The 25,732-nt window shown below is 59.8% G+C and carries 20 protein-coding genes and 2 tRNA genes; 17 read left to right on the forward strand and 5 right to left on the reverse strand.

The genetic code is table 11. The features are described from left to right. The first annotated feature begins 2 nt into the window (after positions 1–2). The 16 genes from FJ039_06050 (at position 3) to FJ039_06125 (ending at position 20,674) form a co-directional block, all read left to right on the forward strand. Positions 3–278: a hypothetical protein gene (locus FJ039_06050; GenBank protein ID MBM4405730.1), complete on the forward strand. Its 276-nt coding sequence runs from the start codon at positions 3–5 to the stop codon at positions 276–278. After that, positions 271–1,545, forward strand: coding sequence for a nitrate oxidoreductase subunit beta (locus FJ039_06055; GenBank protein ID MBM4405731.1), 1,275 nt, complete (start codon positions 271–273; stop codon positions 1,543–1,545). Before FJ039_06050 ends, FJ039_06055 begins: the two co-directional genes overlap by 8 nt. Then, on the forward strand, positions 1,482–2,264 hold the full coding sequence (locus FJ039_06060; GenBank protein MBM4405732.1) for a molecular chaperone TorD family protein: 783 nt from the start codon (positions 1,482–1,484) through the stop codon (positions 2,262–2,264). Before FJ039_06055 ends, FJ039_06060 begins: the two co-directional genes overlap by 64 nt. Beyond that, positions 2,261–3,337 (forward strand): hypothetical protein, encoded by a 1,077-nt coding sequence (locus FJ039_06065; protein ID MBM4405733.1) that lies wholly within the window; start codon positions 2,261–2,263, stop codon positions 3,335–3,337. The genes FJ039_06060 and FJ039_06065 overlap by 4 nt, the downstream gene beginning before the upstream one ends. Positions 3,338–3,342: 5 nt before the next feature. After that, positions 3,343–4,026 (forward strand): molybdopterin-guanine dinucleotide biosynthesis protein B, encoded by a 684-nt coding sequence (mobB, locus tag FJ039_06070; GenBank protein ID MBM4405734.1) that lies wholly within the window; start codon positions 3,343–3,345, stop codon positions 4,024–4,026. A 128-nt stretch (positions 4,027–4,154) separates the two neighbouring features. Further along, entirely contained in the window at positions 4,155–4,349 is a 195-nt protein-coding gene (locus FJ039_06075; GenBank protein ID MBM4405735.1) for a hypothetical protein, read from the forward strand. 503 nt (positions 4,350–4,852) lie between these two features. Further along, a complete protein-coding gene (locus FJ039_06080) occupies positions 4,853–10,168 on the forward strand; it encodes a DUF4011 domain-containing protein (GenBank protein MBM4405736.1) in 5,316 nt (1,771 codons plus the stop codon). Positions 10,169–10,362: 194 nt separating this feature from the next. Then, entirely contained in the window at positions 10,363–11,055 is a 693-nt protein-coding gene (locus FJ039_06085) for a hypothetical protein (GenBank protein ID MBM4405737.1), read from the forward strand. Then, positions 11,055–11,546 carry a gamma-glutamylcyclotransferase gene (locus tag FJ039_06090; GenBank protein MBM4405738.1) on the forward strand — a complete coding sequence of 164 codons (492 nt, stop codon included), beginning with the start codon at positions 11,055–11,057 and terminating at the stop codon, positions 11,544–11,546. Before FJ039_06085 ends, FJ039_06090 begins: the two co-directional genes overlap by 1 nt. Positions 11,547–12,513: 967 nt before the next feature. Continuing rightward, a complete protein-coding gene (gene purL, locus FJ039_06095; protein ID MBM4405739.1) occupies positions 12,514–14,718 on the forward strand; it encodes a phosphoribosylformylglycinamidine synthase subunit PurL in 2,205 nt (734 codons plus the stop codon). A 308-nt stretch (positions 14,719–15,026) separates the two neighbouring features. Further along, positions 15,027–15,584 (forward strand): 50S ribosomal protein L9, encoded by a 558-nt coding sequence (locus FJ039_06100; protein MBM4405740.1) that lies wholly within the window; start codon positions 15,027–15,029, stop codon positions 15,582–15,584. 9 nt (positions 15,585–15,593) lie between these two features. Next, positions 15,594–16,973 (forward strand): replicative DNA helicase, encoded by a 1,380-nt coding sequence (gene dnaB, locus FJ039_06105; GenBank protein MBM4405741.1) that lies wholly within the window; start codon positions 15,594–15,596, stop codon positions 16,971–16,973. Positions 16,974–16,977: 4 nt separating this feature from the next. Beyond that, entirely contained in the window at positions 16,978–17,700 is a 723-nt protein-coding gene (locus FJ039_06110; protein MBM4405742.1) for a DnaD domain protein, read from the forward strand. Further along, on the forward strand, positions 17,609–19,030 hold the full coding sequence (locus FJ039_06115) for an AAA family ATPase (GenBank protein ID MBM4405743.1): 1,422 nt from the start codon (positions 17,609–17,611) through the stop codon (positions 19,028–19,030). The genes FJ039_06110 and FJ039_06115 overlap by 92 nt, the downstream gene beginning before the upstream one ends. A gap of 3 nt (positions 19,031–19,033) precedes the next feature. Next, complete coding sequence (locus tag FJ039_06120) at positions 19,034–19,357, forward strand: HIT domain-containing protein (GenBank protein ID MBM4405744.1); 324 nt, start codon at positions 19,034–19,036, stop codon at positions 19,355–19,357. A 504-nt stretch (positions 19,358–19,861) separates the two neighbouring features. Then, positions 19,862–20,674 carry a glucose 1-dehydrogenase gene (locus FJ039_06125; GenBank protein MBM4405745.1) on the forward strand — a complete coding sequence of 271 codons (813 nt, stop codon included), beginning with the start codon at positions 19,862–19,864 and terminating at the stop codon, positions 20,672–20,674. An 80-nt stretch (positions 20,675–20,754) separates the two neighbouring features. Here the strand turns inward: FJ039_06125 and FJ039_06130 are convergent, their stop codons facing one another. The 5 genes from FJ039_06130 to FJ039_06150 all read right to left on the reverse strand — a co-directional run bounded on the left by FJ039_06130 (position 20,755) and on the right by FJ039_06150 (position 25,409). Next, positions 20,755–23,025: an aconitate hydratase gene (locus FJ039_06130; GenBank protein ID MBM4405746.1), complete on the reverse strand. Its 2,271-nt coding sequence runs from the start codon at positions 23,023–23,025 to the stop codon at positions 20,755–20,757. Between the two features lie 123 nt (positions 23,026–23,148). Next, positions 23,149–23,418 (reverse strand): ferredoxin family protein, encoded by a 270-nt coding sequence (locus tag FJ039_06135; GenBank protein ID MBM4405747.1) that lies wholly within the window; start codon positions 23,416–23,418, stop codon positions 23,149–23,151. Positions 23,419–23,532: 114 nt separating this feature from the next. Beyond that, positions 23,533–23,609 (reverse strand) — tRNA-Glu (locus FJ039_06140). A gap of 3 nt (positions 23,610–23,612) precedes the next feature. Then, a tRNA-Gln gene (locus FJ039_06145) sits at positions 23,613–23,686 on the reverse strand. Positions 23,687–23,927: 241 nt separating this feature from the next. Further along, positions 23,928–25,409 carry a glutamate--tRNA ligase gene (locus tag FJ039_06150; protein ID MBM4405748.1) on the reverse strand — a complete coding sequence of 494 codons (1,482 nt, stop codon included), beginning with the start codon at positions 25,407–25,409 and terminating at the stop codon, positions 23,928–23,930. Between the two features lie 77 nt (positions 25,410–25,486). Between FJ039_06150 and FJ039_06155 the strand changes: the two genes are divergently transcribed. Further along, positions 25,487–25,732 (forward strand): hypothetical protein (locus tag FJ039_06155; GenBank protein MBM4405749.1); only part of this gene is annotated, 246 nt, incomplete at its 3' end.

A 25,732-nucleotide genomic window follows, 5' to 3' on the forward strand; every position in this document is an offset into this window, starting at 1 on the left:
CCATGAGCCAGCAGCACGACGATGGAGACCCGATGGAGCTTGTGGCAGTAGCGCTGGAGGGCGCAGACCCCGCGGAAGCGCTCGATCAGATCGTGGTTGAGTACCTTTCGATGGGCTGGCCGGAAGAGCAGATACGCATGCTGTTCAGGTCGCCGTGTTACGGAGCCACGCATCAGTTGTGGCGGTCACTCGGCCCGGAGAATGCGAAGGCGAGGATCGCGGAGTTGGCGCGCGAATGGCGCGGCGGCTGGATCTCAGGAGGCGGCCACCATGGCTAAGGTATACAACTGGCAGATCGGCCGGGAGATGTCGTACCCCTATGCGGCGGCATACCCGCGCGAGCAGTGGGCCTTCGTGTTCAACATCAATCGCTGCATCGGCTGTCAAACGTGCACGTTCTCCTGCAAGAGCACCTGGACATTCTCCAAGGGCCAGGAGCAGATGTGGTGGAACAACGTGGAAACCAAGCCGTACGGGAGCTATCCACGGGGCTGGGATGTGAAGCTGCTGGGGATGCTGGACAGCGCCCACCAACAGGCAGGGAAACGGATGTCATGGACCACTGCGAACAAGGACGGCACCGCGCGTCCGTACGGCACCTATGAAGGGATGACGGTCTTTGAGGCAGCGGAGAGCGAGACCCCGCAGACTCGCGCGGCGCTCGGCTACGAACCATCGGATGAGGAGTGGCGCACCCCCAACTGGTATGAGGACACAGCCACCGGGGTCACAAGCAAGCCTGGCGACACTGTGATAGAGTCCGGCGCGCTGCCGGAGCACAAGGCGTGGTTCTTTTACCTCCAGCGATTGTGCAATCACTGCGCCTACCCCGCCTGTCTCGCCGCCTGTCCGAGGAAGGCTATCTATAAGCGCCCTGAAGACGGCGTGGTGCTTATTGATGAATCGCGGTGCCGCGGCTATCGCGAGTGTGTGGCGGCGTGTCCGTACAAGAAATCCATGTACCGCCCCACCACGCGGACCAGCGAAAAGTGCGTCGGCTGCTACCCGCGCGTGGAAGGCACAGACCCCCTCTCTCCCGGCACGCCGCTGCAGACACGATGTGTGACCGCATGCCCGGGCAAGATTCGGCTGCAGGGCCTTGTGCCTGTGAGCCGGGACGGATCGTGGACCACCGACCGGCAGAACCCGATCTACTACTTGGTCAAGGTTGCCAAGGTCGCGCTTCCGCTGTATCCCCAGTTCGGCCTGGCGCCCAACGGCTTTTATATCCCTCCGCGCTGGGTCCCCCGGCCATACCTGCGCCAGATGTTCGGGCCAGGGGTGGATGAGGCCCTGGCGAAGTATGCCGCCCCGGACCGGGAGCTGCTTGCGGTGCAGCAACTCTTTGGCGCTACCCAAAAGGTTATCTACAGGTACGAGATACTGGAAGGGCCCAAGGTCTTTGAAGCCACCATCGCAGGGCGGGCCTGGCAGATGTACAACGATACCGTGGTGGGGTATGGAAAGGACGGGAAGGAGCTATGCCGCGTGAGCGTGGAAGAGCCACAGCACATCCGCCCGGACAAACACTACAACTCGATCTAGCGGCTCCGGCGTTGGCCCGGGCGCGCGTCTACGATTTCCTGTCTCTGGCCTTTCTGTACCCCTTTTCTGGGACCGTGGCGCAGCTCAGGCAGACCGGGGAGGCCGTTGCCGCCGGCGACTTTCCCGAAGGCCTCCGGAAGGCCGCAGAGAGCGCGCTGCGGATACTGAAGACCATGGAGGACGACGCTCTTGTGGAGGAATTCATCCGTGTCTTCGGCCACGGCGTCCCCAAGGACTGTCCACCCTATGAGACCGAGTACGGGCAGGCGCATATCTTTCAAAAGACGCATGCGATCGCCTCCCTCACTGCCTTTTACCAGGCCTTCGGTGTGAAGCTCAACCCGGAGATTAAGGACCGTCCGGATCATCTGGGGGTGGAGCTGGAGTTCATGCAGGTGCTCGCCCGGAAAGAGGCCTACTGTCTGCAGCGCGCCGGTACTGAGGAGCAACTGCAGATCTGCCGCGATGCCCAGCGGGCCTTTCTCTCCGACCATCTGGCCCCGTGGGTACAGTCCTTTGCCCGCCGGGTGACGCGAAAGGCCGGCCAGGCGAGCGCCTACTGGAGCTTGGCCGTGGTTCTGGAGCACCACATCAATAACGAGACCGCGCTCTTCCGTCTCCCCATGTCTAGGGATCGGGGGCCGATGCCTCAGGAAGAGCCGGAGACTGACGGCTGCGCCTTTGATCAGGCGGCAGCCGTTGGAGGAGGAACGACATGAGCGTTCTCGAACGTCCCGTAACCAGGCGAGCTGTGGTGACCGCCGGCGCAGCAGCCTCGATGGCATGGCTGGTTCGCTCCCGCCGTGGCCGGGCGCACGGGCAGGTCCTTCAAGCGGACATCATCGCCGCACCGGTTGCGCAACTTCCGGTATCTCCAAGCGACTCTGCATGGCTGAAAGCGCTTCCCGCTACGATCACAATGCATCCGCAAAATATCGTCGTGCCTCGGGTGACGGAGGCTGGAGCCAAGTCCATCCAGGTCCGAGTTCTATACGATGCGGAGCGAGTCGGATTCCTCGTCGAGTGGCTGGATGCTCACAAGGATGCAGATCTAAGCACCGTGGCCCAGTTCCGCGATGGGGTTGCCATCCAGTTTCCCGAAGACCCCCAGGGACAGCCTCCGTCTTTCATGATGGGCGAGGCGGGCAGGGGTGTCACGATCTACCACTGGAAGAGTGACTGGCAGTTCGCCCGGCTTGTTGATGTGGAAGAAGCGCATCCCAACATGGTCGGGGATCACTACCAGTACTCGGGGGCGCCAGAGGGAAAGATACCGGAGGCGACTGACTACCTCACCAAAGGGCGCAAGGAGTATCTTACCGCAGCTGCTGTGGGCAACACCCTTGCAGACCCGCTTGCGCAAGAAAAGATCGGCCCGGTGCAGAAGATGCGCGCTGAGGGGTTTGGGACATTGGAGCCCACGGATCACCAAGATGCCCGTGGGCTGGGCGAGTGGGTGAATGGCGGCTGGAAGGTGCTCATCTCCGTACCGAGGCAGCAAGCCAAGTTCACATTTGCCGAAGGCCAGGCGGTGCCGGTTGCCTTTGCAGTCTGGGACGGCTCCCGCCAGGAGCGCAACGGAATGAAGGCCTATTCGCTGTGGAGTCCCGTCGGCCTCCGCACCGCCCCGTCCGCGGTTGCCAGACCGGGCGGAGACGACTGGCTCGTGCCTGGCTTCACTGCATTTTGGGGCGTGCTCATCGCTGGGCTGACCGGGCTGCTTGCCTTCCAGTTCTGGAAGGAGCGGAAGAGTAAACAGACCAGCCCGCCCAAGCGTCCGGATGCTCATTAACTGCTATGACGATCCCACTCGTGGTCATTTCCGGCTTTTCAGGCAGCGGGAAGACAACCGTCGCATCCGGGCTTGTGCGCCAGCTCGCTGGCCGAGGATATCGGGTTGCCGCCGTGAAACACGCCGCCCACGGTCATGACTCCGGCGATCCCCGGACCGATAGCGAGCGCCTCTTCGATTCCGGCGCGGAGGCAGTCGTCGTCAGTTCACCTGGCGCTCTTACCAAGAAGGAGCGTACCATTGGTGATATGCCCCTGGATTGGATCGTTGAGGCCTTGGGACAGGCGTACCACATCGTCATCGCTGAGGGCTTCAAGCGCTGCTCCGCGCCTAAGATCTGGATTCACAACGGAGAAGACGTCCCGCACGGGATCTCGCACGTTGTCGCCACTGTTGGCCGAGGCCAGCCTCGCGCCTCTTCTGTTCCTGACTTTGACCGGGATGACACACCGGGCCTCGCAGACTTCGTTGAGCGCTCGTTGCTTCAATCGGCGAACGGGGCGCGCGGGTTCTCACTCGCCGTGGATGGCAAGTCGGTAGAGTTACGCCCATTTGTGAGCGCTACCCTGGAAGCCATGATCCGTGCCTTTGTCGGCGAATTAAAGGGCATGCCTGCGCAGCCGCAGAGCATCGTTTTGACAATCGAAGGACCTTCGCATCAGGCTACAGCTGACGCGGAAGGTTCCTGAAGACGGATTCCTCCTTTTGCTGGCGACAGGTGTCAGCCGGCTGATGCCCGGGTGTCCGTCGTCCAAGACGGTCGGATCGTACGATCCTCCTTTGTCGCGTAGGGCGCGAGCTGGTCGGCGTCTATTCGATGACCGGCAACGCCAACGACGTCGTCATCCTCCTGGCGATCAAAGACTGGGCCGCCTACGCCAAAGGGATGGCCATCCGGAAGGCAGACCCGGTCCGCAAGACCTGGCAGGCCACCTCGTCCAGCTACCGCTCGGACTATGATCTGCGGCTATTGGCTCCAGGCCCCCTCTCTTTCAACCCCCTCGCCTGGTAGGGCTTTTCGTTCGGCCCTGTCCTCCCCATCAATGCCGATCCAGGGCCACCTCTGTCCCAAGGGCGATGATGAAGGTCTGTGGTTCACCCCAACCTCTTGCTGGCCTGGAAATGGAGTAGCCCCCGGCCACCCGGCCCTTGCGCGGAAAGCCCGCCTGCATATGCTGGCGCCAGGCAGGCGTTGGGGTCGGGCGGCGCTCCAAAACACTCCACTCAAGGCCCTTCAGTCACCCGCTCCGAATCCCCGGCGCTCCAGCAGGACCTCTGTTTATCCCGCCTAGCCGGACGTAAGAATGAGCAGTTCATCCCAAATGTTGGGGTCAACCAACATTGAAGCGATACCATTGTCCAGTTTGCCAAAAAAAGCTTAAGAACGGAGAATGGGCTTAAGTGGCACATGGATCACGGTATCCTCGGGATTCCTCTACCCCCAACGAGGGTTTCAAGTGAGCGTCAAGTGCTGCCGCGCCCTAGGGCCACGACGCCCCTTTCTACCGAGGTCCCATGAAAGGGCCCGCAGACTCGACGGAAGGAAGCGAAAGAAATAGTAGGTATGCGGTCAATCAGGGAAAGTTGATGGAGGTACCCGAAGAGATGGCCGATAAAGCGCAAGACATCCGTCGCCGCATTACCGCAAACTCCATTGCTGATCTGAGGAGTCGACTTCTAGATTTAACGAATCGGAATCGACTAGTTAACTTCAGGTTTAACCAGAAAAGCCGTACTCAGGTTAGGGTTATCGACGAATTACCTAATGTCCTCTTTGACAGAATAATTTCCGAGAAAGAGCTAATTTTTGCAGCTCTTCCTGAGCCTAGCGAATGGCTTTCAGATGAAAAGTCTGGTGAGTTTGCGTTAGCGCTGGCTGAAGCGCGGCTGACTGATGAACAATATTTAAAGGACCGATCCAAGTTAGAAAATGAAGACGAGATCTCAGCCGCGGGGCAGAGGATTGAAAGAATGTTGAGAGATCGAGTTCGCCGCCGGCTGGGGTGGAAGCCACGTGCGACCCAAGAAACTATGTCACCTCAGGAATATGCAAAAGCAAAAGGCTTAGACCCCTCATGGGATTTACCCCGGCAATCCGCGGGCGAACAAAAGAAGTCGCATGGCGATAACTATATCCAAACGCTACTCTTTCCAGATTTAATGGAGTCTCGTTTGAGTGCAATTCGTGATGGCGCCCGCACTGCATTTTCAGAGATGGGCGTCAATGTCTTATTCGCAGTGTTCGGATTTTTGGAGTGGTATGAATCAGAATCAGCCGACAGCCCCTTTTTCTCTCCGCTACTTTTCCAATCTGTGAAGATAGAGCGAACGCTAGTAAGACAGACCTACCGTTACTCCATAGTTACTACTGGGGACGAAACCGAAATCAATCTGACGTTACAGGAGCGTTTGTCCAGGGATTTTGGGTTTGTTCTTCCTGAGCTAGAGGAAGAGGACACCCCTGAATCTTATTTTGCAAAGGTTCAATCCGGCATTAAAGACCACAAGCGCTGGCGGGTCCGTAGGTTTGTGAATTTCGGTTTATTCTCGTTCGCTCGCCTGGCTATGTATCACGATCTAGATCCAACAAGGTGGCCTGGACATGACCCATTGGACGCCAAGCCTATTCTAAATGACTTGCTTTCCGGCCACGAGCAAACGGACTCCATCCACCCAGAAGAATATGACGTCGATAAGCCGAAAATCGAGCGAAAAGTTCCGTTGCTTATCACTGATGCAGACTCATCTCAGTTCTCAGCCATCGTTGACATCATGGAAGGGAGAAACCTTGTAATAAAAGGCCCTCCTGGGACAGGAAAAAGCCAGACCATAACCAATCTCATTGCGGCTGCCTTGAGCAAAGGCCAGTCCATTCTCTTCTTGGCGGAAAAGATGGCTGCACTAGATGTCGTAAAGAAAAGGCTAGATGACGCTGGTCTTGGAGACTTCATATTAGAACTGCACTCGACCAAAGCCCATAAGAAGGAAGTCCTCAATTCCCTTTCCAAACGCTTGGCAATGTCGGGGCTGCCAGACCCGTCGGAATTGGATAAGGCGCTAAGTGAGTTTCAGAGACTCCGAGAACGGCTTACACGCTATGCAGACATTATGAACGACAACTGTGGAGATACAGGGGAAAAACTCCACGATTTGTTCTGGGCCGGGTTAAGGGCCAGAGATCTAGCTAAAGCATCGCTGCTACCAGCCACGTTAGATGTCGCCAAGGTAGGCAAAGCCACCAAGTTAACAGCTTTTGACTTGGATACCCAACGGACGGCGCTGTCTTCGCTGGAACACATACTGAGATCATTTCCTCCTGAGTATCAAATCCGATCGCGCCACCCTTGGTCGGGGGTCGATGACAGTGATTTGTCGCCTTTTCAACAGGAACAGTTATTAAAAGTTCTTGAGGAGTGGCAATCTACATTAAACGCCCTCCGCGAAGTCAGCGCTATGTTGGAGTCTCAGATAGGTATTACGGGCATTGCAACGATTAACTCACTGCATTTTTGGGCTTCACTCCTCGATACCTTACCGAAGGAACAGGGGATTGTTGATTTTAGGGTATTGGGAAATCTGTACGATCCGGAAATAATGAAGGAAGTGAAGGTATTTTGCTCCTCGGTCGAGTCCTGGCATGCTCAGACTGAGAATTTGCTTCTTGACGTAGAGTCTGGCAAATACGACTTAGCGTCAGCAGTAGCTTTTCAGGAATTAGTAACGATACTTAAAGAGATTGAACCTTCGACCGCAAAACTTTCTGATCCGATTAGTAAGATTCAGACATATACACTAATCGGGTCACTTCCGAAATACAGAGGAGAATTTCGACATGTTGCCCAAAGCATTGACGATCGGTTGGTGCTAGTCAGAAGGCTGGTCGCACTCACTGATCCAAATGCGCCTTTACACCCTCAGCGTTTGAGAATCTTGCTTGACGCCCTAAGCATTGCCCGTACGACTGCGCCGGAAGTTCTAAGGAAACGTCTTCCATCGCTATTTCCTGATCATGTGCGTCGCCATTTGGTCGATGCGGAAACGCAAGCATCGCGTCTAAAAAAGGCACGCATTTATATCTCAGAGAATTTCATTCTAGATCCCAGAGTTTCATCGGCTTCATATCGCGAACAAGCCAAAATCATAAAAAATGCTGGCTTGGTGGAACGCCTCTTAGGCAAGCGCTACAAGGCCGCTTGCCAAACCTGGTTATCAAGCTGCAAGAACCACTCCCCTGTCCAAAGAGAATTGAAATCAAAACATCTTGATGACATAGCCACGTATCTTGAGGAAGTCGCAACATTCTCTGAAAGTTCAGAGCTTAAGGCCATTTGCGGAATGGAGTTTCTTGGGATTGATTCTGATTTTGCCTCATTGCTGAAAGTGCAAAGCTTCGCAAGCGCGGTGAATGAGAAGTTCTCCGGCCAAGAGCCATTTGCAAGGGAAGCTAGGAAATTGCTTCTGGAAGAGTCCCCATCAAAAATTGAAGGCATTCTTTCAGAAATAACGGAGGAAACTTGCAAGGAGATCGAATTCCTTTTGAAGGAATACATCTCCGTTGGCTTACCGGCAGGTGAAGGTAGCGATCTACGTTTAGTCCGAGAAAGCTGTGCTTCCGCTGCAGAAACAATTGACAGAATCTATCGCTCCGCAAAGAAAGCAAAGCTAAAGGACACTACCTCTTTGTCTGCGGTGCCAGACATAGCTAAGAGGATCTCAGCCGTTTATGAGCGTAAATCGACGATAGATGCTGTAGCCCCAGAGCTCAGGGCCATCCTAGGGCCCGTCTTCGAGGGCGTGAAGACAGATATTTGGCTGTTGGCTCGGACAGTCGACCTAGCAACCAAACTCAGGAACCAAGCGTTGGAAAAAGATAAGAAACCTGCGCTCTTCGACGCGCTAAAACACCTGACTCATGAAAAGGTGCAATTTCTATCCGACACCGTAAGCAAGGCGCTCCAACGCGAGGGGACGATTCGAGAAAAACTCAGTCAAACAGTTCGAATTGATTACGGGGTCTTTTTCCGAACAAAGGATTTTGAGTTAGATTCGTTGGGGCGCTGCGCAGAAAGGGTATCAGTAGCGATTGACCATTCAGGATTGTTGCCTTCATGGGTTGAACACAACCGGCTTCGGCTGCATGTCGAGGAACTAGGGCTGGCATCAATCTTAGAAGCGTACGAGAATGCGGAGACACCGCTTACTAACAGCACGATGGCGTTCAACTACGTGTTCTATCGATCGATTTTGGCTGAGGCCTACAAGCGCTATCCTGAAATCAATGAGTTTTCCGGTATTCACCATGAGAGCCTTCGGAGACGTTTCCAAGAAATTGACAAAAGAATCTCCAAACTTCAAAGGCAAAGGCTGGCTTCGGAGCTTTCTAGGAGGCTCATATCGCCTGGTGTTGGTTCGGGTCCGAAAAAAGAGTGGACTCAACGAGCTCTAATTCTACATGAGATAGCCAAAGAAAGGCGTCATATACCATTGCGTGAGCTTATGAAGCGCGCTGACGATGCGATCCAAGAAATGAAACCATGTTGGATGATGTCACCAGCATCGGTAGCGCAGTTCCTTCAACCTGGCAACATTGAGTTTGACTTGGTCGTAATTGATGAAGCTTCGCAGATGCGCCCTGAAGAGGCTATCGGTGGGATTGCTCGTGGCAAACAGCTAGTAGTTGTTGGGGATGAGCAACAACTACCACCTACCTCCTTTTTTGAGCGAACTGAAACCACGATTGATGACGATGAGGAAAATGAGGATGCTGTAGAAAACACATCAATTCTTGATCAAGCTCGTTCAATCTATCAACCTCACAGAGAACTAAGATGGCACTACCGCTCCCGTCATGAAAGTCTCATTGCGTTTTCGAACAAAAACTTCTATAACCAAAGCCTGACTATTTTCCCAACTGCAATGAAAAGGCACGCGGATTATGGAATCGAATTCAGGAAGGTTGATGGCCTCTACAAAGGCGGAGTCAACTTGCCAGAGGCGCAGGCGGTGGCTCTAGCGGCGGTTGAATTTATGCATAAGCAAGCGATGTTGCCCGAGGCCGATCGCCGCTCACTTGGTGTTGCAATAATCAATCAGAAACAGCGAGATATAGTCGCCGAGGAGATTGACCGCTTGCTGGCCGGAGATACCCAAGCCGAAAAGTACCGAATCTACTGGGAAGGCACACTTGAGCCAATGTTTGTGAAGAATCTCGAGAACGTACAAGGGGACGAGCGAGATGTCATTTTTATTTCTACGGTCTATGGCCCTGAACAACCTGGTGCACGGGTACATCAGCGCTTCGGCCCTATCAACTCCGTGGTCGGCCATCGTCGCCTAAATGTCCTATTTACTCGCGCCAAGGAAAAGGTTGTGGTGTTCTCTTCCATGGCTTCGACCGACATTCTTCCCAATGAGTCTACTCGGCGTGGGGTAGGCATTCTTAAAGACTATTTGGTTTATTCCTCTACAGGTAAATTGGACGCCGGAACGACCTCAGGCCGAGAGCCAGATACTGACTTTGAGATAGTTGTTGCAAATCGTCTTAGGCAGCAAGGGTTTGATGTGGTGCCCCAGGTCGGTGTAGCTGGATATTTCATAGATTTAGGGGTCAAAGATCCAAGAAAGCCTGATGTTTTTCTTCTTGGCATAGAGTGTGACGGTGCCACATACCATTCAGCTAAATCTGCCCGAGACCGTGATCGCCTAAGGGAAGACGTCCTCCGGCAGAAGAAGTGGAACATATATAGGATTTGGTCAACCGATTGGTTCCGCGACCCTGATCGCGAAACCAGCAAACTGCTCGCATACATTAAGCAACTCTTGAGACCGTAACTGGCCGTCGTTACAACCCAACGGGCCAACTCGCGGTATGCGGCCTTTTATGATTTAGGAAGAGTCGGGCAGGAATCAACAGACCTGGAACTCCCAACATGTAACAAATCCCCGTCCAAAAGGAATTGTTTCGGGATAGCGGTGACGCAGATTCGGTCAAGTCAACAGGTCTAGGGTGAATCAGAAGGAGCACTATGCCGTTACCGTTAAGTGTAAATTCCGACGAAGAGATCGCTCCGGCTATTCTTTCCGTCATCCGGACGGCGAAAGGCAACGTCGTCATCGTCTCTCCATACGTTCAACTTTGGGGACACGCCGAGAAAGTGATTCAAAGTGCCGTACATCGTGGAGTTCGCGTCCGATTCCTCGTGAGGTCTGGGGAACAAGGTGCCAAACCTGAAGAGGTCGCGAAACTGCTTGCGATGAAGGTGGAAGTCCTAGCGGTACCAAACCTCCATGCGAAGGTCTACTGCGGCGACTCCAAAGTCGTCGTGAGCTCGATGAACTTTTACAATTATTCGGCTAGCAATTCGCATGAGATTGCTCTCGTAGTCTCGGATCCCGAAAGCCAAGCCGCCGTTCGTGCCTATGTGGACGGACTCCTCCCTTTCGCTGCTCCTTGGGGACAAGCGCGCTCCACAGGGGTAGATGTCTCTCGTCCGGCGCCGAGGTCCGCTCCCAAAAGTATCGGGATTGGGCTGTGCATCCGATGCAGCGACCGAATCGGCTTTGACCCGAATTACCCCCTTTGTGACGACTGCTATGACCTGTGGGCCGAGTATGAAAACCCAGACTATACAGAGAAGTTCTGTCACTCCTGCGGTGCCAACGAGCCCGTGACCTATGCAAAGCCGCTCTGCTACAAGTGTTTCAAGGCGCTCGGGTAATGCTCGCGTTTGCATACGGGTCAAATATGGACTGGCGTCAGGCAAGACTGCGCTGTCCTTCAGCGCGATTCGTATGTATAGCCAAGCTGAAGGATTATTGCCTTGTCTTTCCCCGCAAGAATAAGAATGGTCACGGCGTAGCTGGGATCCAACATGAGACCGGTTCGGACGTCTGGGGCGTGGTATACGAAATAGCTGACATCGACATTGGTAACCTGGACCGATCTGAGGGATACCAACCCGGCCGAAACCGTAACTCTAATTCTTACGTCAGAGAGGAGCGTCACGTCTACGCCGATGGCGATGAGAGCAAGCCAATATCCGCATGGCTCTACTTAGCTGTTCCCCAGCAAGACCCTCCCCTACCAAATACTGAATACAAGCGCCTAATTACCGAGGGCGCAAAGTTTTGGCATCTTCCCCTTGACTACATCAATCAGCTTGAACAAATCAAGACTTCTGATCGACCGCTTGAGCTCTCTGAAACGTAAACGTTCCAGAGAGCTCCTCACCAGGCTCGAGGACTCATTTGATCCTAGGTTTTCATGTCACTGTCCTATTGACAATAGACGTATATTTGAATTGTAGGAGCCTTCGCTAGGACAAATGACGTGTGGAATCACAGAAAGCTGCGCGTAGCCATGTGCCTCCCTCGTCCTTTGGCCGTTACGCGGGTGGCCCTCGAATAAAACGATGGAGAGCCTGGATGCCGGACGGCTTCGTTCCTTGGACGCCCTCTCCTTCCGCAACCGGTGCGGACGGGGCAAGGCGCCAACGTTCAGAAGTGTTGCGCGGGTCTCTGTCCCGCGCCCCGGACGGTCGCCCCGCTCCCCGTCGCGACGGAGCAAGGAGGCTGGTGTGGCGGCTGGCGTGACCTCTTCTCATAAGCCCGGCCCATCTGCCGTGCCCTATGCCCTTGCATGGCCAGGAGGCTTTGGGTCCTCAAGACTCCCTCCTGGGCCGCAACGGCCCACCGGCATGGGCTCTGTGTCGGCGGAGACGGAACGTCGCCCGGAAGGGCCTCCTTCTGTCAGTGCGCCCGCCCATCCCTCCCGCGCCCTTGCTTCCATCGGGGACATCGCCTTCCTGGCTGGGGAACCATACGCCGCCCTCCCTCCCAAAGAGGTCGGCGGCAAAGGAGCGCTCGCCCGATTCGCCGGGAATCGAACAACGTGAGCCCCAGGGCCGGCCCTCGCTCACACCAAAAGATGTGCTCCGGTTGCACCCTCTGCTCTTCGGGGGTCGCGCCGGAGCGCCGCCCGCGTAACGCTTACTAACAGCTTCCGCGCTCGCCTCCCCTTCCCTTTGGGGATAGGCTTGGGAGAGGGCTCTCCTCTCCGAACGTTCGGCTCCGCCGAGCGGGCAATCCTCTTCACCCAAGATTCACCGCTCCCATATCTTGGCTCTCCCCTCCCCTGTGCTAGGATGGTACGCGCACTACCCTCCTAGGATGTTCCCATGCCCATCACCAAAGAGATGCTCGATGAGGTGGCCCTCACCGAGCTTGAGTACAACATGATCGTGGAGCGGCTGGGGCGTGAGCCGTCGCCCGTGGAATTGGGGATGTTCGGCTCCCTGTGGAGCGAGCATTGCGGCTATAAGCACTCCAAGGCCCTGCTGAAGATGTTCCCGAACAGCGGCGCGCGCGTGCTGGTGAAGGCGGGGGCGGAGAATGCCGGGGCGGTGGACATCGGCAACGGCTGGGCGATCACGATGAAGATTGAGTCGCACAACCACCCGTCGGCCATCGAGCCCTTTCAAGGCGCGGCGACGGGCGTCGGCGGCATCGTGAGGGACGTCTTCACCATGGGCGCGCGGCCCATCGCGCTACTGAACTCGCTCCGCTTCGGCCCCCTCACCACGCCCAGGAACCGCTATCTCTTCAACGGGGTCGTCGGCGGCATCTCGCACTACGGGAACTGCCTCGGCATCCCGAACGTCGGCGGCGAGATCGTCTTCGCCGATTGCTATGCGGAGAATCCCCTGGTGAACGCCATGTGCGTCGGCATCATCAAGAGCGACGGCTTCGTCTCGGCCCGGGCGGTGGGCAAGGGGAACACGCTGATGCTGGTGGGCGCGGACACGGGGCGCGACGGCATCCACGGGGCTTCGGGGCTCGCCTCCCGCACGTTCGAGGAGGAGCGGGAGCTGCGGAGCGCCGTCCAGGTGGGGAACCCCTTCATGGAGAAGTGCCTCATCGAGGCATGCCTGGAGGTGGCGGCGACGGACCACATCGTGGGGATGCAGGATCTGGGGGCGGCGGGACTCACCAGCTCATCGGTGGAGATGGCGTACAAGGGCGGCACGGGCATCCGCATGGACCTGAGCAAGGTGCCGCGCCGTGAGCAGGGGATGACGCCCTACGAAGTGATGCTCTCGGAGTCCCAGGAGCGGATGCTGGTGGTGGTGAAGCGCGGGCACGAGCCGCACATCAAGAAGATCTTCAATAAGTGGGACCTGACGTCCGAGATCATCGGCGAGGTGACGGACGACGGCATGGTGCGCATCTTTGACGGGCCGGCGCAGGTGGTGGAGGCTTCGGCGCGGCTGATGAGCGAGGCGCCGCAGTACCGCCCGCCATCGAAGCGGCCTGCGTGGCTGGACGAGCTGCAGCGGTTCGACTTTTCGAAGCTGCCTCTGCCGAAGGAGTCCATGAGCCAGATCCTGGTGCGGCTCCTGGGCTCCCCGAATATCGCGAGCCGGCGGCCTGTCTACCGGCAGTACGACCACCAGGTGATAGACAACACGGTGGTGGGACCCGGTGGCGATGGCGCCCTGCTGCGGATCAAGGGGACGAACAAGGGGATCGCGCTGGCGACGGACGGCGACGGGCGGCTGTGCTACCTGGAGCCCAAGGCGGGCGGCGCGATTGCGGTGGCGGAAGCCTGCCGCAATGTGGTCTGCGTCGGGGCGGAGCCCATCGCCATCACGGACGGGCTGAACTTCGGCAACCCGCAGAAGCCGGAGGTCTTTTACCAGATGGAACAAGTCATCGCCGGGATGGCGGAGGCCTGCCGCCTGCTGAACGCTCCGGTCATCAGCGGGAATGTGAGCCTGTATAACGAGACGCGGGGCGAGGCGATCTATCCGACGCCCATCGTTGGGGCGCTGGGGCTGACGGAGGATATCGAACGGCGGTGCAGCGCCGGCTTCAAGGCGGACGGCGACGCGGTCTACCTGCTGGGCGACCAGACGCAGGACGCGGCGACGCTGGGCGGGAGCGAGTACCTGGCGGTGATCCACGGCAAGGTGGCGGGGATGCCGAAGATCAATCTGCACCTGGAGCAGCGGCTCCAGCGGCTGGTCTTGGACGCCATCGGCGCGGGGATCCTGAAATCGGCGCATGATTGCTCGCACGGCGGGCTGGCGGTGACGATCGCGGAGTCGTGCATCATCGGCGAACGTGGTTTCACGGGAGACTGGAGGCTGCTAGGCCGGGCTGACGCGGCGCTCTTCGGCGAGGCGCAGTCGCGGATCGTCGTCTCCCTTGCGGCGAAGGACGCGGCGAAGCTGGAGGCGATGGCGAAGGCGGCGAATGTGCCCCTGGCGAAGATAGGGGTTGTGGGCGGGAAGGCGATCGCGATGCCGGGCGGGGTGAGCGTGCCGCTGGCGGAGGCGAGCGAGGCGTGGCATGAGGGGTTGAAGCGGGCGGTGGCAGGGTAAGGGGGGAGGAAGCGTGAGCAAGGCACACAAGCGAGCCACCGTTAGCTATCTGAGGAGACATTGGTCAGCAGTGCTCAGTGACGTACGCACGCATGATATGGTGGTTGAAGTTGAACGGCGTGATGGAACGACTGTTGCTCTTGTCTCGATCGAGCGGCTTCTAGCCCTGCTGCCGAGGGCGCTCTATGCTAAAAAGGCGACCCCTTGCGGTAGGCAGCCAGGCGCTTCTTGTCCAGACGTTGCGCCTCTCTTATAATAGAGTGCGTCTCTTTCGCTCCCCCTTGTATTGACTTTAGGATGGTGTGTCCATGAAGGTGCTCTTCCTGCAAGATGTGGTGGGTACCGCCTACGCAGGCGATATCAAGGATGTGAAGCCGGGTTTCGCCCGGAATTTCCTTCTGCCCCAGAAGCTGGCCGTGCCGGCGACGGCGGACCAGATGAACCGGGTGAAGGGCCTGCAGGCGGCCGCGGCGAAGCGGAAAGATGCCGCCGAGACCGATATGAAGGCGCTGGGAGAGAAGCTGAACGGCGCGACGATCACGATCAAGGCGCGGGCCGGACGGAACGACCGGCTGTACGGCTCCATCACGAACGCCAACGTGGCTGAAGAGGTGGGCAAGCTGGCGGGCCGGGTGATTGACCGCCGCCGCCTGGTGATGGATCCGATCAGGACGCTGGGGACCTACACCGTGCCGGTGAAGCTGTTTCCCGGCATCGAGCCGAAGGTGAAGGTGGCGGTGGTGGCCTCCGGCGAGGCGGCTGAAGAGCCGACGGCCGAAGAGGTGATCCAGACGCTCGAGGGCGAGAAGAAGCCAGAGGCGAAGGCGCCGGAAGCCGCCGAGGACAAAGCCGCCGCAGCCAGCTAAGGGGATGCCGTGTACCCGAACCGATTGCCGCCCCAAGATACGGAGGCGGAAGATGCGGTCATCGGCTCTCTCCTGATTGACGGCCAGAGTCTTCCCCGAGTCGCGACCCTCGTTAAAGCCGAGGACTTTTCCGCGGACCGCAACCGCAATGCCTTTCAGGCATGCGTGGCGCTCTTCGAGCGCAGCGAGCCGATCAACCAGGTGACGCTGACGCACGAGCTCCAGCGCAGGGGCGTACTGGAGTCCATGGGCGGTCCGGGGTTCATCGCCGGGCTGATCCTGAAGGTTCCCACCTCGGCGCACATCGAGCATTACGCGCGCATCGTCCAGCGGACTTCGATGATGCGCCGCCTGATCCGGGCTGCCGAGGCGATCGCGGAGGTGGGCTATGAGGACAACCCGGACGTAGACCAGGCGATCAGCAGGGCCGAGGACTATATCTACAAGCTGCGCCTCGGCGACGGCAGCCGGGACTTTGTCCATATCCGGGACGTGCTTGACACGTATCTTGAAGAGAAGAAGCTGACGGAGCGCCAGCGCCCAGACGCGCCGACGCAGATCCCGACGAACTATGTGGACCTGGACCGCCTGCTGGGAGGGCTCCAGCGCTCCGACCTGATCATCCTTGCCGCTCGCCCCAGCTTAGGAAAGAGCAGTCTGGCGCTGAATATGGCGTACAACGCCTCCAAGAAGTCAGGGGCGCATGTGGGCGTGTTCAGCCTGGAGATGGGCAAGGAGCAGCTGGTGGACCGCCTGATCTCCAGCATCTCGCGGATCGAGTCCACGCGGCTGCGGCAGTTCCGGCAGGGGGACCACCCGGAGGCGGAGGAGACGGCGCTGCACCAGGCGATCGGCGAGCTGGCGGAGCTGCCGATCTGGATAGACGATACGCCGATGCTGACGGTGGTGGAGATGCGGAGCAAGGCGCGCCGCCTGCATATGGAGGCGGGGCTGGACTTTATCATCGTGGACTACCTGCAGTTGATGCAGGGGGAGCCTTCGCCGGGGTTCAGCACGAACCGCACGCAGGAGTTGAGCGTCATTACGCGGTCGCTCAAGGGGATCGCCAGGGACCTGGACGTGCCGGTGCTGGCGCTCTCCCAGCTGCGCCGCGCGGTGGAGACGCGCCCGGGCCAGCGGCCGACGCTCTTTGATCTTCGCGAAAGCGGCAGCATCGAGCAGGACGCGGACGTGGTGATGTTCATCCACCGGGAGGACAAGATCACGGCGGAGGAGGAGTGGGACAAGCTCCACCCGGACATGCCCTACCCCAAGGGGATCGCGGAGCTGATCGTGGAGAAGCACCGCCACGGGCCGACGGGAAAGGTGCAGCTCTACTTCGACGAGAAGACAACGACGTTCAGGAACGCATTCGTCCGATCGAGGTAGGGGCATGGCCGCCTTTCAGGGCTTCCCGGACTGGTCGAAGAAGACGCCGGTCCCGAACCTGTTCTTCAGCGGCGTGCTGCCGCTGATAGACGACCTGGTTGAACTGAAGGTGACGTTACATGTATTCTGGCTCCTCGCGTGGAAGAAGGGGCCGTACCGGTTCGCCACGGCGCAGGAGCTTGCCGGGGACCTGGACCTGGTGTCCGGCCTGGCGCTGGAGGGGAAGGACCCGGGCAAGGAGCTGACGCGAGGGCTGGAGCGGGCGACGGCGCGGGGAACGCTGCTGCGGCTGGACCTGGAGAAGAACGGCGCGAGCGAACAGTTATATTTCATCAATACGCCGGCTGACCAGCGGGTGATCGAGCAGGCGAGGCGGGGGCAGATAGACCTGGGGGCGATGCCGAAGGCGCAGCCGATCGCGGACGCGGCGCCGGTGAAGCGGACGATCTACGAGCTGTATGAGCGGAATATCGGGATGCTGACGCCGCTCATCGCGGAGGAGCTGAAGGAGGCGGAGGGGGAGTATCCGCCGGAGTTCATCGAGGAGGCCTTTCGGGAGGCGGTACGGCTGAATAAGCGGAACTGGCGATATATCCACCGTATCTTGGAGAACTGGCAGGACCAGGGAAGGTTCAGTGGAAAGCATCAAGGACGTCCTGAAAAGGTACGGGCTGACGAACAGTCCCGGGAATACAAGGGCGGATACGTCACCAAGCGGCGGAGCTAGCGGCGCGGAGAGCGATTGCCCCCGCTGCGGCGGCATCCGCTGGGTGCGGAAGGACGTGCCGCTGAACGACCCGGACTTCGGGAGGCTGTTCCCGTGCCAGTGCCTGCTGACGGAGCAGGAAGCGAGGCGGCCGGACCGGCTGGCCCGCTATAGCAACCTTGGATCGCTGACGGGCGTGACGTTCGACACCATCGAGGAGCAACAGAAGGCGGCGAAGGAGTCGGGCGGGGCGACGCTCTTCCTTTCGACGGCGATGGCGGTGGCGAAGAAGTATGCCGCGAAGCCGGACGGCTGGCTGGTGATCGCGGGGCCGCCGGGGACGGGGAAGACGCGGCTGGCGGCGGCGATCGCCAACGAGCGGATGCGGCAGGGCGACCCGGCGCTGTTCATCTCGGCGGCGGACCTGCTGGACCACCTGCGCTCCACCTATGCGCCGAGCAGTTCAGTGGCCTATGACGAGCTGTTTGAGCAGGTGCGGAACGCGCCGCTCCTTATCCTGGACGACCTGGGCGCGGAGAGCCCGACGCCGTGGGCGCTGGAGAAGCTGAACCAGATCTTGGGCCACCGGTATAACCACCGGCTGGCGACGATCGTGACGACGGACGGCCCGGTGGAGCGGCTGGACGAGCGGATCGGCGCGCGGTTGGGCGACCCGAGCATCAGCCAAATCGTGGCGCTGGCGCGGAAGCCGGGTCACAATGCCCACGGCGCGGAGCGCCTGGACATCGTGCTGCCGAAGCTGACGTTCGAGAGCTTTGACCCCGGAGGGATGGACCTGAAGGGGGCGATGCGCGATAACCTGCAAGAGGCCTACAACCTGGCGAAGGGGTACGCGCGCAACCCGGACGGCTGGCTGGTGCTGATCGGCGGGAGCGGGTGCGGGAAGACGCACCTGGCGATGGCCATCGCGAACGAGCGCAGGAAGCAGGGCGACGATGTGCTGTTCGTGCTGGTGCCCGATTTCCTGGACTTTCTCCGCTCGAACCTTTCGCGGGAGCGGGAGGCCGGGCCAGCCTATGAGATTTTCGATCGAGTGAAGCGGGCGGGGCTGCTTATCTTGGACGATTTCATGGAGTCGGCCAACTCCCCGTGGGTGCAGGAGCGGATGGACCTGCTGCTGAACTACCGATCGCTGAACGAGCTGCCGACGGTGATCACCACGCGGATGCCGGCGGACGAGATGGACGAGCGCATCCGGTCGCGGGTGAACGACCCGAGGCTGAGCAACGTCTTTGAGATTCGCGCGGGGGACTACCGCACGGGCCGGGATAAGCCTTCGCACGCGCCGCAGCGCGGGGGCCAGCAGAAGCCGAGGGGGCGCGCCGGTTAACCTATGGCCGCCTATTGCGTCTTCTGCGAGATCATCGCGCGCCACTCGCCCGCCAAGATCCGGTACGAGGATGACGAGGTCATCGTCATTGACAATATCCTGCAGTGGGCGCCGGTGATGCTGCTGGCGATGCCGAAGAAGCATATGGCCCAGCAGGAGCTGTGGAAGGATATGGGGCCCATCGGGAAGGTGGCGGTGGAGATGGGGGAGAAGTATTGCCCCAACGGGTACCGGCTGATCACGAATGTGGGGCATGACGCGATGCAGAGCCAGGATCATGCGCATGTGCATATCCTGGGCGGATATTACCTGGGGCATTACGCGTAAGGGGAGAGGCCTCACTCATCCCTAGCCCTTTCGCAGCTACAGGGCTAACAGATCTCCAAGGAGAGCGAAGCTCTTGGGAAAGAGCACAGGCCATCGGAATGGCGCGGACGAGATCATCTTCGCTGGATTCTGGGAGAGGGTAAGGGCACTTGAGGTGCCCGATGAGGATGGGCTGGCCTCTCCGATAGAATCGGGCCGCCCCTACAAGGGTGCGAGTTGCGAAGGCAACTTGGACGGCGCAGGCCCTTCGTCGCAGCAATTGGCATAGCTGCTTTTCGGGGTGACAGAGGATAGGGGCGCACAGAGCGCCCGATGGGGATGGGTGAGCCGCGCCAAGAATCAGACAGGCTTGTCTCACCCCTACGCTTGTGCACCGAGAGGCCGCATGTAGTAGCGGCGTCTCTTTAGGCGAAGCCCTGGGAAGGCGTCCTCATGCCATGACGTTTGCCTTTTATCGTTGCCTGATGAAGCTGGCAGACTGCGCCTCAGAGATGGAGGTGCGTTATGCGGCTTACGGGCAAGATCGCGGTTGTGACGGGGGCGGGGGTAGGAGTGGGCAAGGGGATCGAGGAGGAGCTCGGGAAGGAGGGGGCGGATCTAGCAGTGGCGGACATCAATAGGGAGTGGGGAGAGCGAACGGCGGCGGAGCTGAGGAAGAGCGGCCGCAGAGCTATCTTTGTGCAGGCGGACGTATCCAACCGCCCGGACATCGAGCGGATGGTGGCGACGTGCGTGCGGGAGCTGGGCGGGCTAGATATCCTGGTGAACAACGTTGGCATCTTGCGGGCGACGCCGTTCATTGACCTGACGGATGAGACGTGGGACCTGGTGATGAACACGAACCTGAAGTCGGCGTTCATGGGGTCGCAGGCGGCGGCGCGGTACTGGATCGCGAACAAGCGACAGGGGCGCATCATCAACATCAGCTCCACGGATGAGCAGCTGCCGTATCCGTTCATCGTGGCGTACTGCTCCTCCAAGGCGGGGATGAACATGCTGACGAAGACGACGGCGCTGGCGCTGGCGGAGCACGGCATCAACGTGAACAGCATCGCGCCGGGGCTGGTGGAGTCTGAGATGACGCGGAAGCAGATGGGCGACCCGGCGTATATGGCGGTTCTGCCCGCGCGGGTGGCGCTGGCGAGGATGGGGAGGCCTTCGGAGATCGGGCGGGCGGCGGTCTTTTTCGCCTCAAGCGATTCGGACTATGTGACGGGGACGACACTCCTAGTGGACGGCGGGCATGTCATCACGCCTGCCTGGCAGGTGATCACGAAGTTCCGGGAACACCTGAGGGCGGCAGGCCAGCCCAAGTAACGGCTCTCTTCTAGGCAAAGGAAAGCCCCTCCCGTGGTTCACGGGAGGGGCTTTTTCGTTTCGAGAACCGGCGTTTCTGCCTACGCCTGTTTGGTGAGGGTGTTGAGGGCAGAGCCGGCCTTGAACCACCCGATCTGTTCCTGGTTCAAGGTGTGCTTCAGCTCGATCCTGTCTTCCTTGCCATCGGCGTGGTGGATGACGGCTTGGAGGTTTTTGCCGGGAGCGAGGTCTTTGAGGCCGAGGATGCTGATCTTGTCCGTCTCCTGCACCTTCTCGTAGTCGGCGCTGTTGGCGAAGGTGAGAGGCAGGATGCCCTGCTTCTTGAGGTTGGATTCGTGGATGCGGGCGAAGCTGCGGGTGATGACCGCGCCGCAGCCGAGGAAGCGCGGCGACATGGCGGCGTGCTCGCGGCTGGAGCCTTCGCCGTAGTTGGTATCGCCAACGACGACCCATTTGAGGCCTGCGGCCTTATAGGCGCGCGCGACCTTGGGGTAGGGCTCCCGGGCGCTGGTGAGCTGATTGAGGCCTTTGCCAGCCTCGCCAGTGAAGGCGTTGATGGCGCCGAGGAAGGCGTTATCGCTGATCTTATCGAGGTGGCCGCGGTAGCGGAGCCAGACGCCTGCGGGGGAAATATGGTCGGTGGTGCATTTCCCCTTGGCCTTGACGAGAACGGGGGCCTTTTCTATGTCCTTGCCGTTCCAGCGGTCGAAGGGCTTGAGGATCTGGAGGCGGTCGCTGGTGGGGGAGACGGCGATCTGAACGCTACGGCCATCTTTGGGGGGAGCGAGGTAGCCGTTGAGATCGCCCACGAAGCCCTTGGCGGGGACTTCCGGGGCCTGCTTGGGCGGCGCGAGGAGGAACTCCTTGCCATCGGCGCCTTTGAGCTTGTCCTTGAGGGGATTGAAGGAGAGGCGGCCAGCGAGGCCATAGGCGACGACGATCTCCGGGCTGGCGATGAAGGAGGCGGTGGCGGCGTTGCCATCATTGCGGGCGGGGAAGTTGCGGTTGAAGGAGTTGATGATGCTGTTCTTTTCGCCGGGCTTGATGTCGTCGCGCTTCCACTGGCCGATGCAGGGGCCGCAGGCGTTGGCGAGGACGGTTGCGCCGATGGCTTCCAGGGACTTCATCTGGCCGTCGCGCTCGATGGTGGCGCGGACGGACTCGGAGCCGGGGGTGACGAGGAGGGGCGCGGCGACCTTGGCGCCGTGGGCCTTGGCCTGCTCGGCCACATCGGCGGCGCGGGAGATGTCCTCATAGGAGGAGTTGGTGCAGGAGCCGACGAGGGCAGAGGTGAGCCTATCCGGGTAGCCCTCCTTGGCAACGGCCTCAGCAATCTTGGAGACGGGACGCGCCAGGTCGGGCGTGTGAGGGCCGACGATGTGGGGCTCGAGCTTGGAGAGGTCAATCTCGATGACGCGGGCGAAGAACTTGTTCGGGTTCGACTCCACCTCGGGATCGGCCTTGAGGAGGTCCTTATGGGCGTTGGCGATATCGGCCAGGTCGCCGCGGCGGGTGGAACGGAGGTAGGTCTCCATGCGCCTATCGTACGGGAAGAGGGAGCAGGTGGCTCCAATCTCCGCGCCCATGTTGCAGATGGTGGCCTTGCCGGTGCAGGAGATGCTCTCCACGCCGGGGCCGAAGTATTCGACGATGCGGTTGGTGCCGCCGGCGACGGTGAGGACGCCTGCGAGGTAGAGAATGACATCTTTGGGGGCGGTCCAGCCGCTCATCTTGCCGGTGAGCTTGACGCCGATGACCTCCGGGTTGAGGACTTCCCAGGGGAAGCCGGCCATGACATCCACGGCATCGGCGCCGCCGACGCCGCAGGCCACCATGCCGAGGCCGCCGGCGTTGGGGGTATGGGAGTCCGTGCCGATCATCATGCCGCCGGGGAAGGCGTAGTTCTCCAGGACGACCTGGTGGATGATGCCGGAGCCCGGTTTCCAGAAGCCGATACCGTAGCGCTTGGCGACGCTCTCCAGGAACTTGTAGACCTCGTCATTCTCCGCAGCAGCAACGGCGAGGTCCTTGGCGGCGTTAACGCGGGCTTGGATGAGGTGATCGCAGTGGACGGTGGAGGGAACGGCGACGGAGTCCTTGTTGGCCTGAGAGAACTGGAGGAGGGCCATCTGCGCCGTGGCGTCCTGCATGGCGACGCGATCGGGCTTGAGGAGGAGGTAGCTCTTGCCGGGAACCATCTCCTGGCCCTGCGGGTCATCCAGGTGGCCGTAGACGACCTTTTCAGCAAAGGTCATTGGACGGTTGAGGCGCTTGCGTACGATGGCGAGGTTGGTCTGGGAGCGCTTGTAGCTCCCCTTGACCATATCCGGGGTGGATTCGATGGTGACCATGGGTGACCTGCTTTCTCTTGCCGGGACAAAGAGAGACCGCTACGTCGCTTCCCTATCGCGCGTGCGCGCCGGATGAAGGAAGGTCGGCAGCGGTCTCCTCTGCTCGTGACTCGGGGTGTTGGGCTAGACCTTGCGGTTACTGTAGAAGTCTTTATTGGTCTGGATGTAGTTCTTCCAGTTGGCGGGAACGGCATCAGCCTCGAAGATGGCGTTGACGGGGCAGACGGGCTCGCATGCGGCGCAGTCTATGCACTCGTCCGGGTTGATGAAGAGCTGTTTGGCCGCGGCGAAATCGGGCTCGCTATCGCGCGGGTGGATGCAGTCCACCGGGCAGACCTCCACACAGGAGAGGTCTTTAACGTTGACGCAGGGCTCGGTGATGACGTAGGCCATCGGAACGGGACCTCCATAAGCTACCGGCGCACTCCCGCGCGCCGTCGTAAGATGCTCACAACCCGACGATTGTACCAGGTGCGACTGCCGCTGTCGCCTCCGGTGTATTGTTTCTGGTAGCGCATACGGGATTCGAACCCGTGATTTTCGCCTTGAGAGGGCGACGTCCTTGGCCGCTAGACGAATGCGCCATGTGGCTGGGGATCCTGGATTCGAACCAGGGCTCGCAGATCCAGAGTCTGCTGTCCTACCGCTAGACGAATCCCCAACGCAAAGTGCCACCCCGAAGGATTCAGGGCACCTTCAGATTTTACCGGTTTAGGGCAGGGCTGACAACTTGAGAGAGGGAAATAGCTATCCACTGAGAACACTGAAGTCGCTGAATGGGAAGGGGAGGGCTTATCCACCGAGGGCACAGAGAGCACAGAGGTGAGGAAGAGGTTCAGGGAGCAGGGAGCAAGGTTCAGGATGTGGAGAATGATCCACTGAACGGAGGCAGCGGATGGGGGTCAATTTTTGAGGAGGGGGAGGGTGGAGCGCATCCGGGAGAGGCAGCGGTCACGGCCGAGGACGGCCATGGTTTCAAAGAGGGGAGGAGTTGCCGTTTTGCCGGTGACGGCAACGCGGACGACGCCGAAGAGTTGGCCCGTTTTGAGGCCAAGCTGATCGGCGAGGGGACGCATGGCGGCTTCAAGGGTAGGCGCATCGAACGGGTCGGCGGCTTCGGCCCTGGCGAGGGCGGCTTCGAGGGCTTTTGCGGCGGCGGCCTTGTCCATGCCCTTTGGGACAAGGTCTTTCTCTGCAGGAGAGACCTTGGGCAGGAAGAAGAAATCGGAGAGGGCAGGGGCATCGTTCAAGGTTTTCATACGGTCTTTGATGAGGGGGACGATAGCGCGGACATAGGCCGTATCAACGGGGCGCAGGGCCTCCGGCGGAAGCTTTTGCTCCAGGATAGGGGCTATCCGGGCGGCGAGATCGTCCTCGGCGATCTTCTCTCGGATGTAGAGGCCGTTCATCCACGAGAGCTTCTCCAGGTTGAAGATAGCCCCTGTTGCGCCGACACGGGCCACATCGAAGTGCTTGATGAGGTCATCGCGGCTGATGATTTCCGTCTTGTCGTCCAGGGACCAGCCGAGGAGGGCGAGGAAGTTCATCATGGCCTCGGGCAGGTAGCCCTGGTCGCGGTATTCCAGGAGAGAGGTGGCGCCGTGGCGCTTGCTGAGCTTGGAGCGGTCCGGGCCCAGGATGAGGGGCATGTGGGCGAAGACGGGAGGCGTCCAGCCGAAGGCCTCATAGAGCAGCTTGTGGCGAGGGGTGCTGGGGAGCCACTCATCGGCGCGAAGGACGTGGGTGATCTCCATGAAATGATCGTCCACGACGTTGGCGAGGTGGTAGGTGGGAAAGCCGTCCGACTTGAGGAGGACGAAATCGTCCAGGGTCTCGTTCTTGTAGGTGATATCGCCGCGGATGACGTCATGGAAGGAGGTGGCGCCGCCGATGGGGATCTTGAAGCGGATGACGTGCTGACCCTCCGAGGGCAGGTCCTTGCTGCGGCAGTGGCGGTCGTACATGGGCGGGATGCCCTTCTCTTGCTGGAGCTTGCGAAGGGCCTCCAGGCGCTCTGCAGCGCAGGTGCAAACATAGGCGTGGCCGCCGGCGATGAGCGTCTGCGCCCACTGGTGATAGAGGTCGCGCCGCTGGGACTGGAAGTAGGGGCCGAACGTGCCCTTGCCGGCAAAGTCGTCACCGCTCATACCGGGCCGCCAGTCAGGGCCTTCATCCCAGTCTATACCGAGCCAGTGGAGGCTTTCCAGGATGGCGCGGGTTGCGCCTTCCACTTTGCGGGCCTGGTCCGTGTCCTCAATGCGGACGATGAAGGAGCCGCCGTGGCGGCGGGCGAAGAGCCAGTTGAAGAGGGCGGTGCGGATGTTGCCGACGTGGGGGATGCCCGTTGGGCTTGGGGCGTAGCGGACGCGGACGGAGTGGGTCATGGGGCCTCAAGGTGCGGATGTATCTGGAGAAGATGATAGCACAGGGAGCGGGCGGCAAATGCTACAATTCTCCTGTTATGGACTGGGTGACAGAACAGCTCGCGATCTCTGAATATCCATCTTCCAAGGCGGACCTGAGCATTTTTTCTTCGATTCTGAATCTGGACCGGTACACGCCGTACATCTCGCCGGTGCCTGTGGTGCACTTCCCGCTGATAGACGGCCCCGGGAACCCGCCGGAGGACGTGGCGCACATTGTGCAGCGGCTGGGCGCGATGGTGGAGGAGGGGAAGGTGCTGGTGCACTGCGCCGCCGGGGTGAGC

The organism is Chloroflexota bacterium (genome assembly GCA_016875535.1).
Classification (GTDB): domain Bacteria; phylum Chloroflexota; class Dehalococcoidia; order SHYB01; family SHYB01; genus VGPF01.

What these genes read in the sequence shown, in the direction of transcription:
- FJ039_06080 (MBM4405736.1), top strand. Translation starts at nt 4,853, where the DNA reads ATGAAAGGGCCCGCAGACTCGACGGAAGGAAGCGAAAGAAATAGTAGG.
- FJ039_06130 (MBM4405746.1), bottom strand. Translation starts at nt 23,025, where the DNA reads ATGGTCACCATCGAATCCACCCCGGATATGGTCAAGGGGAGCTACAAG.
- FJ039_06125 (MBM4405745.1), top strand. Translation starts at nt 19,862, where the DNA reads ATGCGGCTTACGGGCAAGATCGCGGTTGTGACGGGGGCGGGGGTAGGA.
- FJ039_06085 (MBM4405737.1), top strand. Translation starts at nt 10,363, where the DNA reads ATGCCGTTACCGTTAAGTGTAAATTCCGACGAAGAGATCGCTCCGGCT.
- purL (MBM4405739.1), top strand. Translation starts at nt 12,514, where the DNA reads ATGCCCATCACCAAAGAGATGCTCGATGAGGTGGCCCTCACCGAGCTT.
- FJ039_06135 (MBM4405747.1), bottom strand. Translation starts at nt 23,418, where the DNA reads ATGGCCTACGTCATCACCGAGCCCTGCGTCAACGTTAAAGACCTCTCC.
- FJ039_06150 (MBM4405748.1), bottom strand. Translation starts at nt 25,409, where the DNA reads ATGACCCACTCCGTCCGCGTCCGCTACGCCCCAAGCCCAACGGGCATC.
- FJ039_06055 (MBM4405731.1), top strand. Translation starts at nt 271, where the DNA reads ATGGCTAAGGTATACAACTGGCAGATCGGCCGGGAGATGTCGTACCCC.
- FJ039_06110 (MBM4405742.1), top strand. Translation starts at nt 16,978, where the DNA reads ATGGCCGCCTTTCAGGGCTTCCCGGACTGGTCGAAGAAGACGCCGGTC.
- FJ039_06120 (MBM4405744.1), top strand. Translation starts at nt 19,034, where the DNA reads ATGGCCGCCTATTGCGTCTTCTGCGAGATCATCGCGCGCCACTCGCCC.
- FJ039_06065 (MBM4405733.1), top strand. Translation starts at nt 2,261, where the DNA reads ATGAGCGTTCTCGAACGTCCCGTAACCAGGCGAGCTGTGGTGACCGCC.
- FJ039_06075 (MBM4405735.1), top strand. Translation starts at nt 4,155, where the DNA reads ATGACCGGCAACGCCAACGACGTCGTCATCCTCCTGGCGATCAAAGAC.
- FJ039_06050 (MBM4405730.1), top strand. Translation starts at nt 3, where the DNA reads ATGAGCCAGCAGCACGACGATGGAGACCCGATGGAGCTTGTGGCAGTA.
- mobB (MBM4405734.1), top strand. Translation starts at nt 3,343, where the DNA reads ATGACGATCCCACTCGTGGTCATTTCCGGCTTTTCAGGCAGCGGGAAG.
- FJ039_06060 (MBM4405732.1), top strand. Translation starts at nt 1,482, where the DNA reads ATGCCGCGTGAGCGTGGAAGAGCCACAGCACATCCGCCCGGACAAACA.
- FJ039_06100 (MBM4405740.1), top strand. Translation starts at nt 15,027, where the DNA reads ATGAAGGTGCTCTTCCTGCAAGATGTGGTGGGTACCGCCTACGCAGGC.
- FJ039_06090 (MBM4405738.1), top strand. Translation starts at nt 11,055, where the DNA reads ATGCTCGCGTTTGCATACGGGTCAAATATGGACTGGCGTCAGGCAAGA.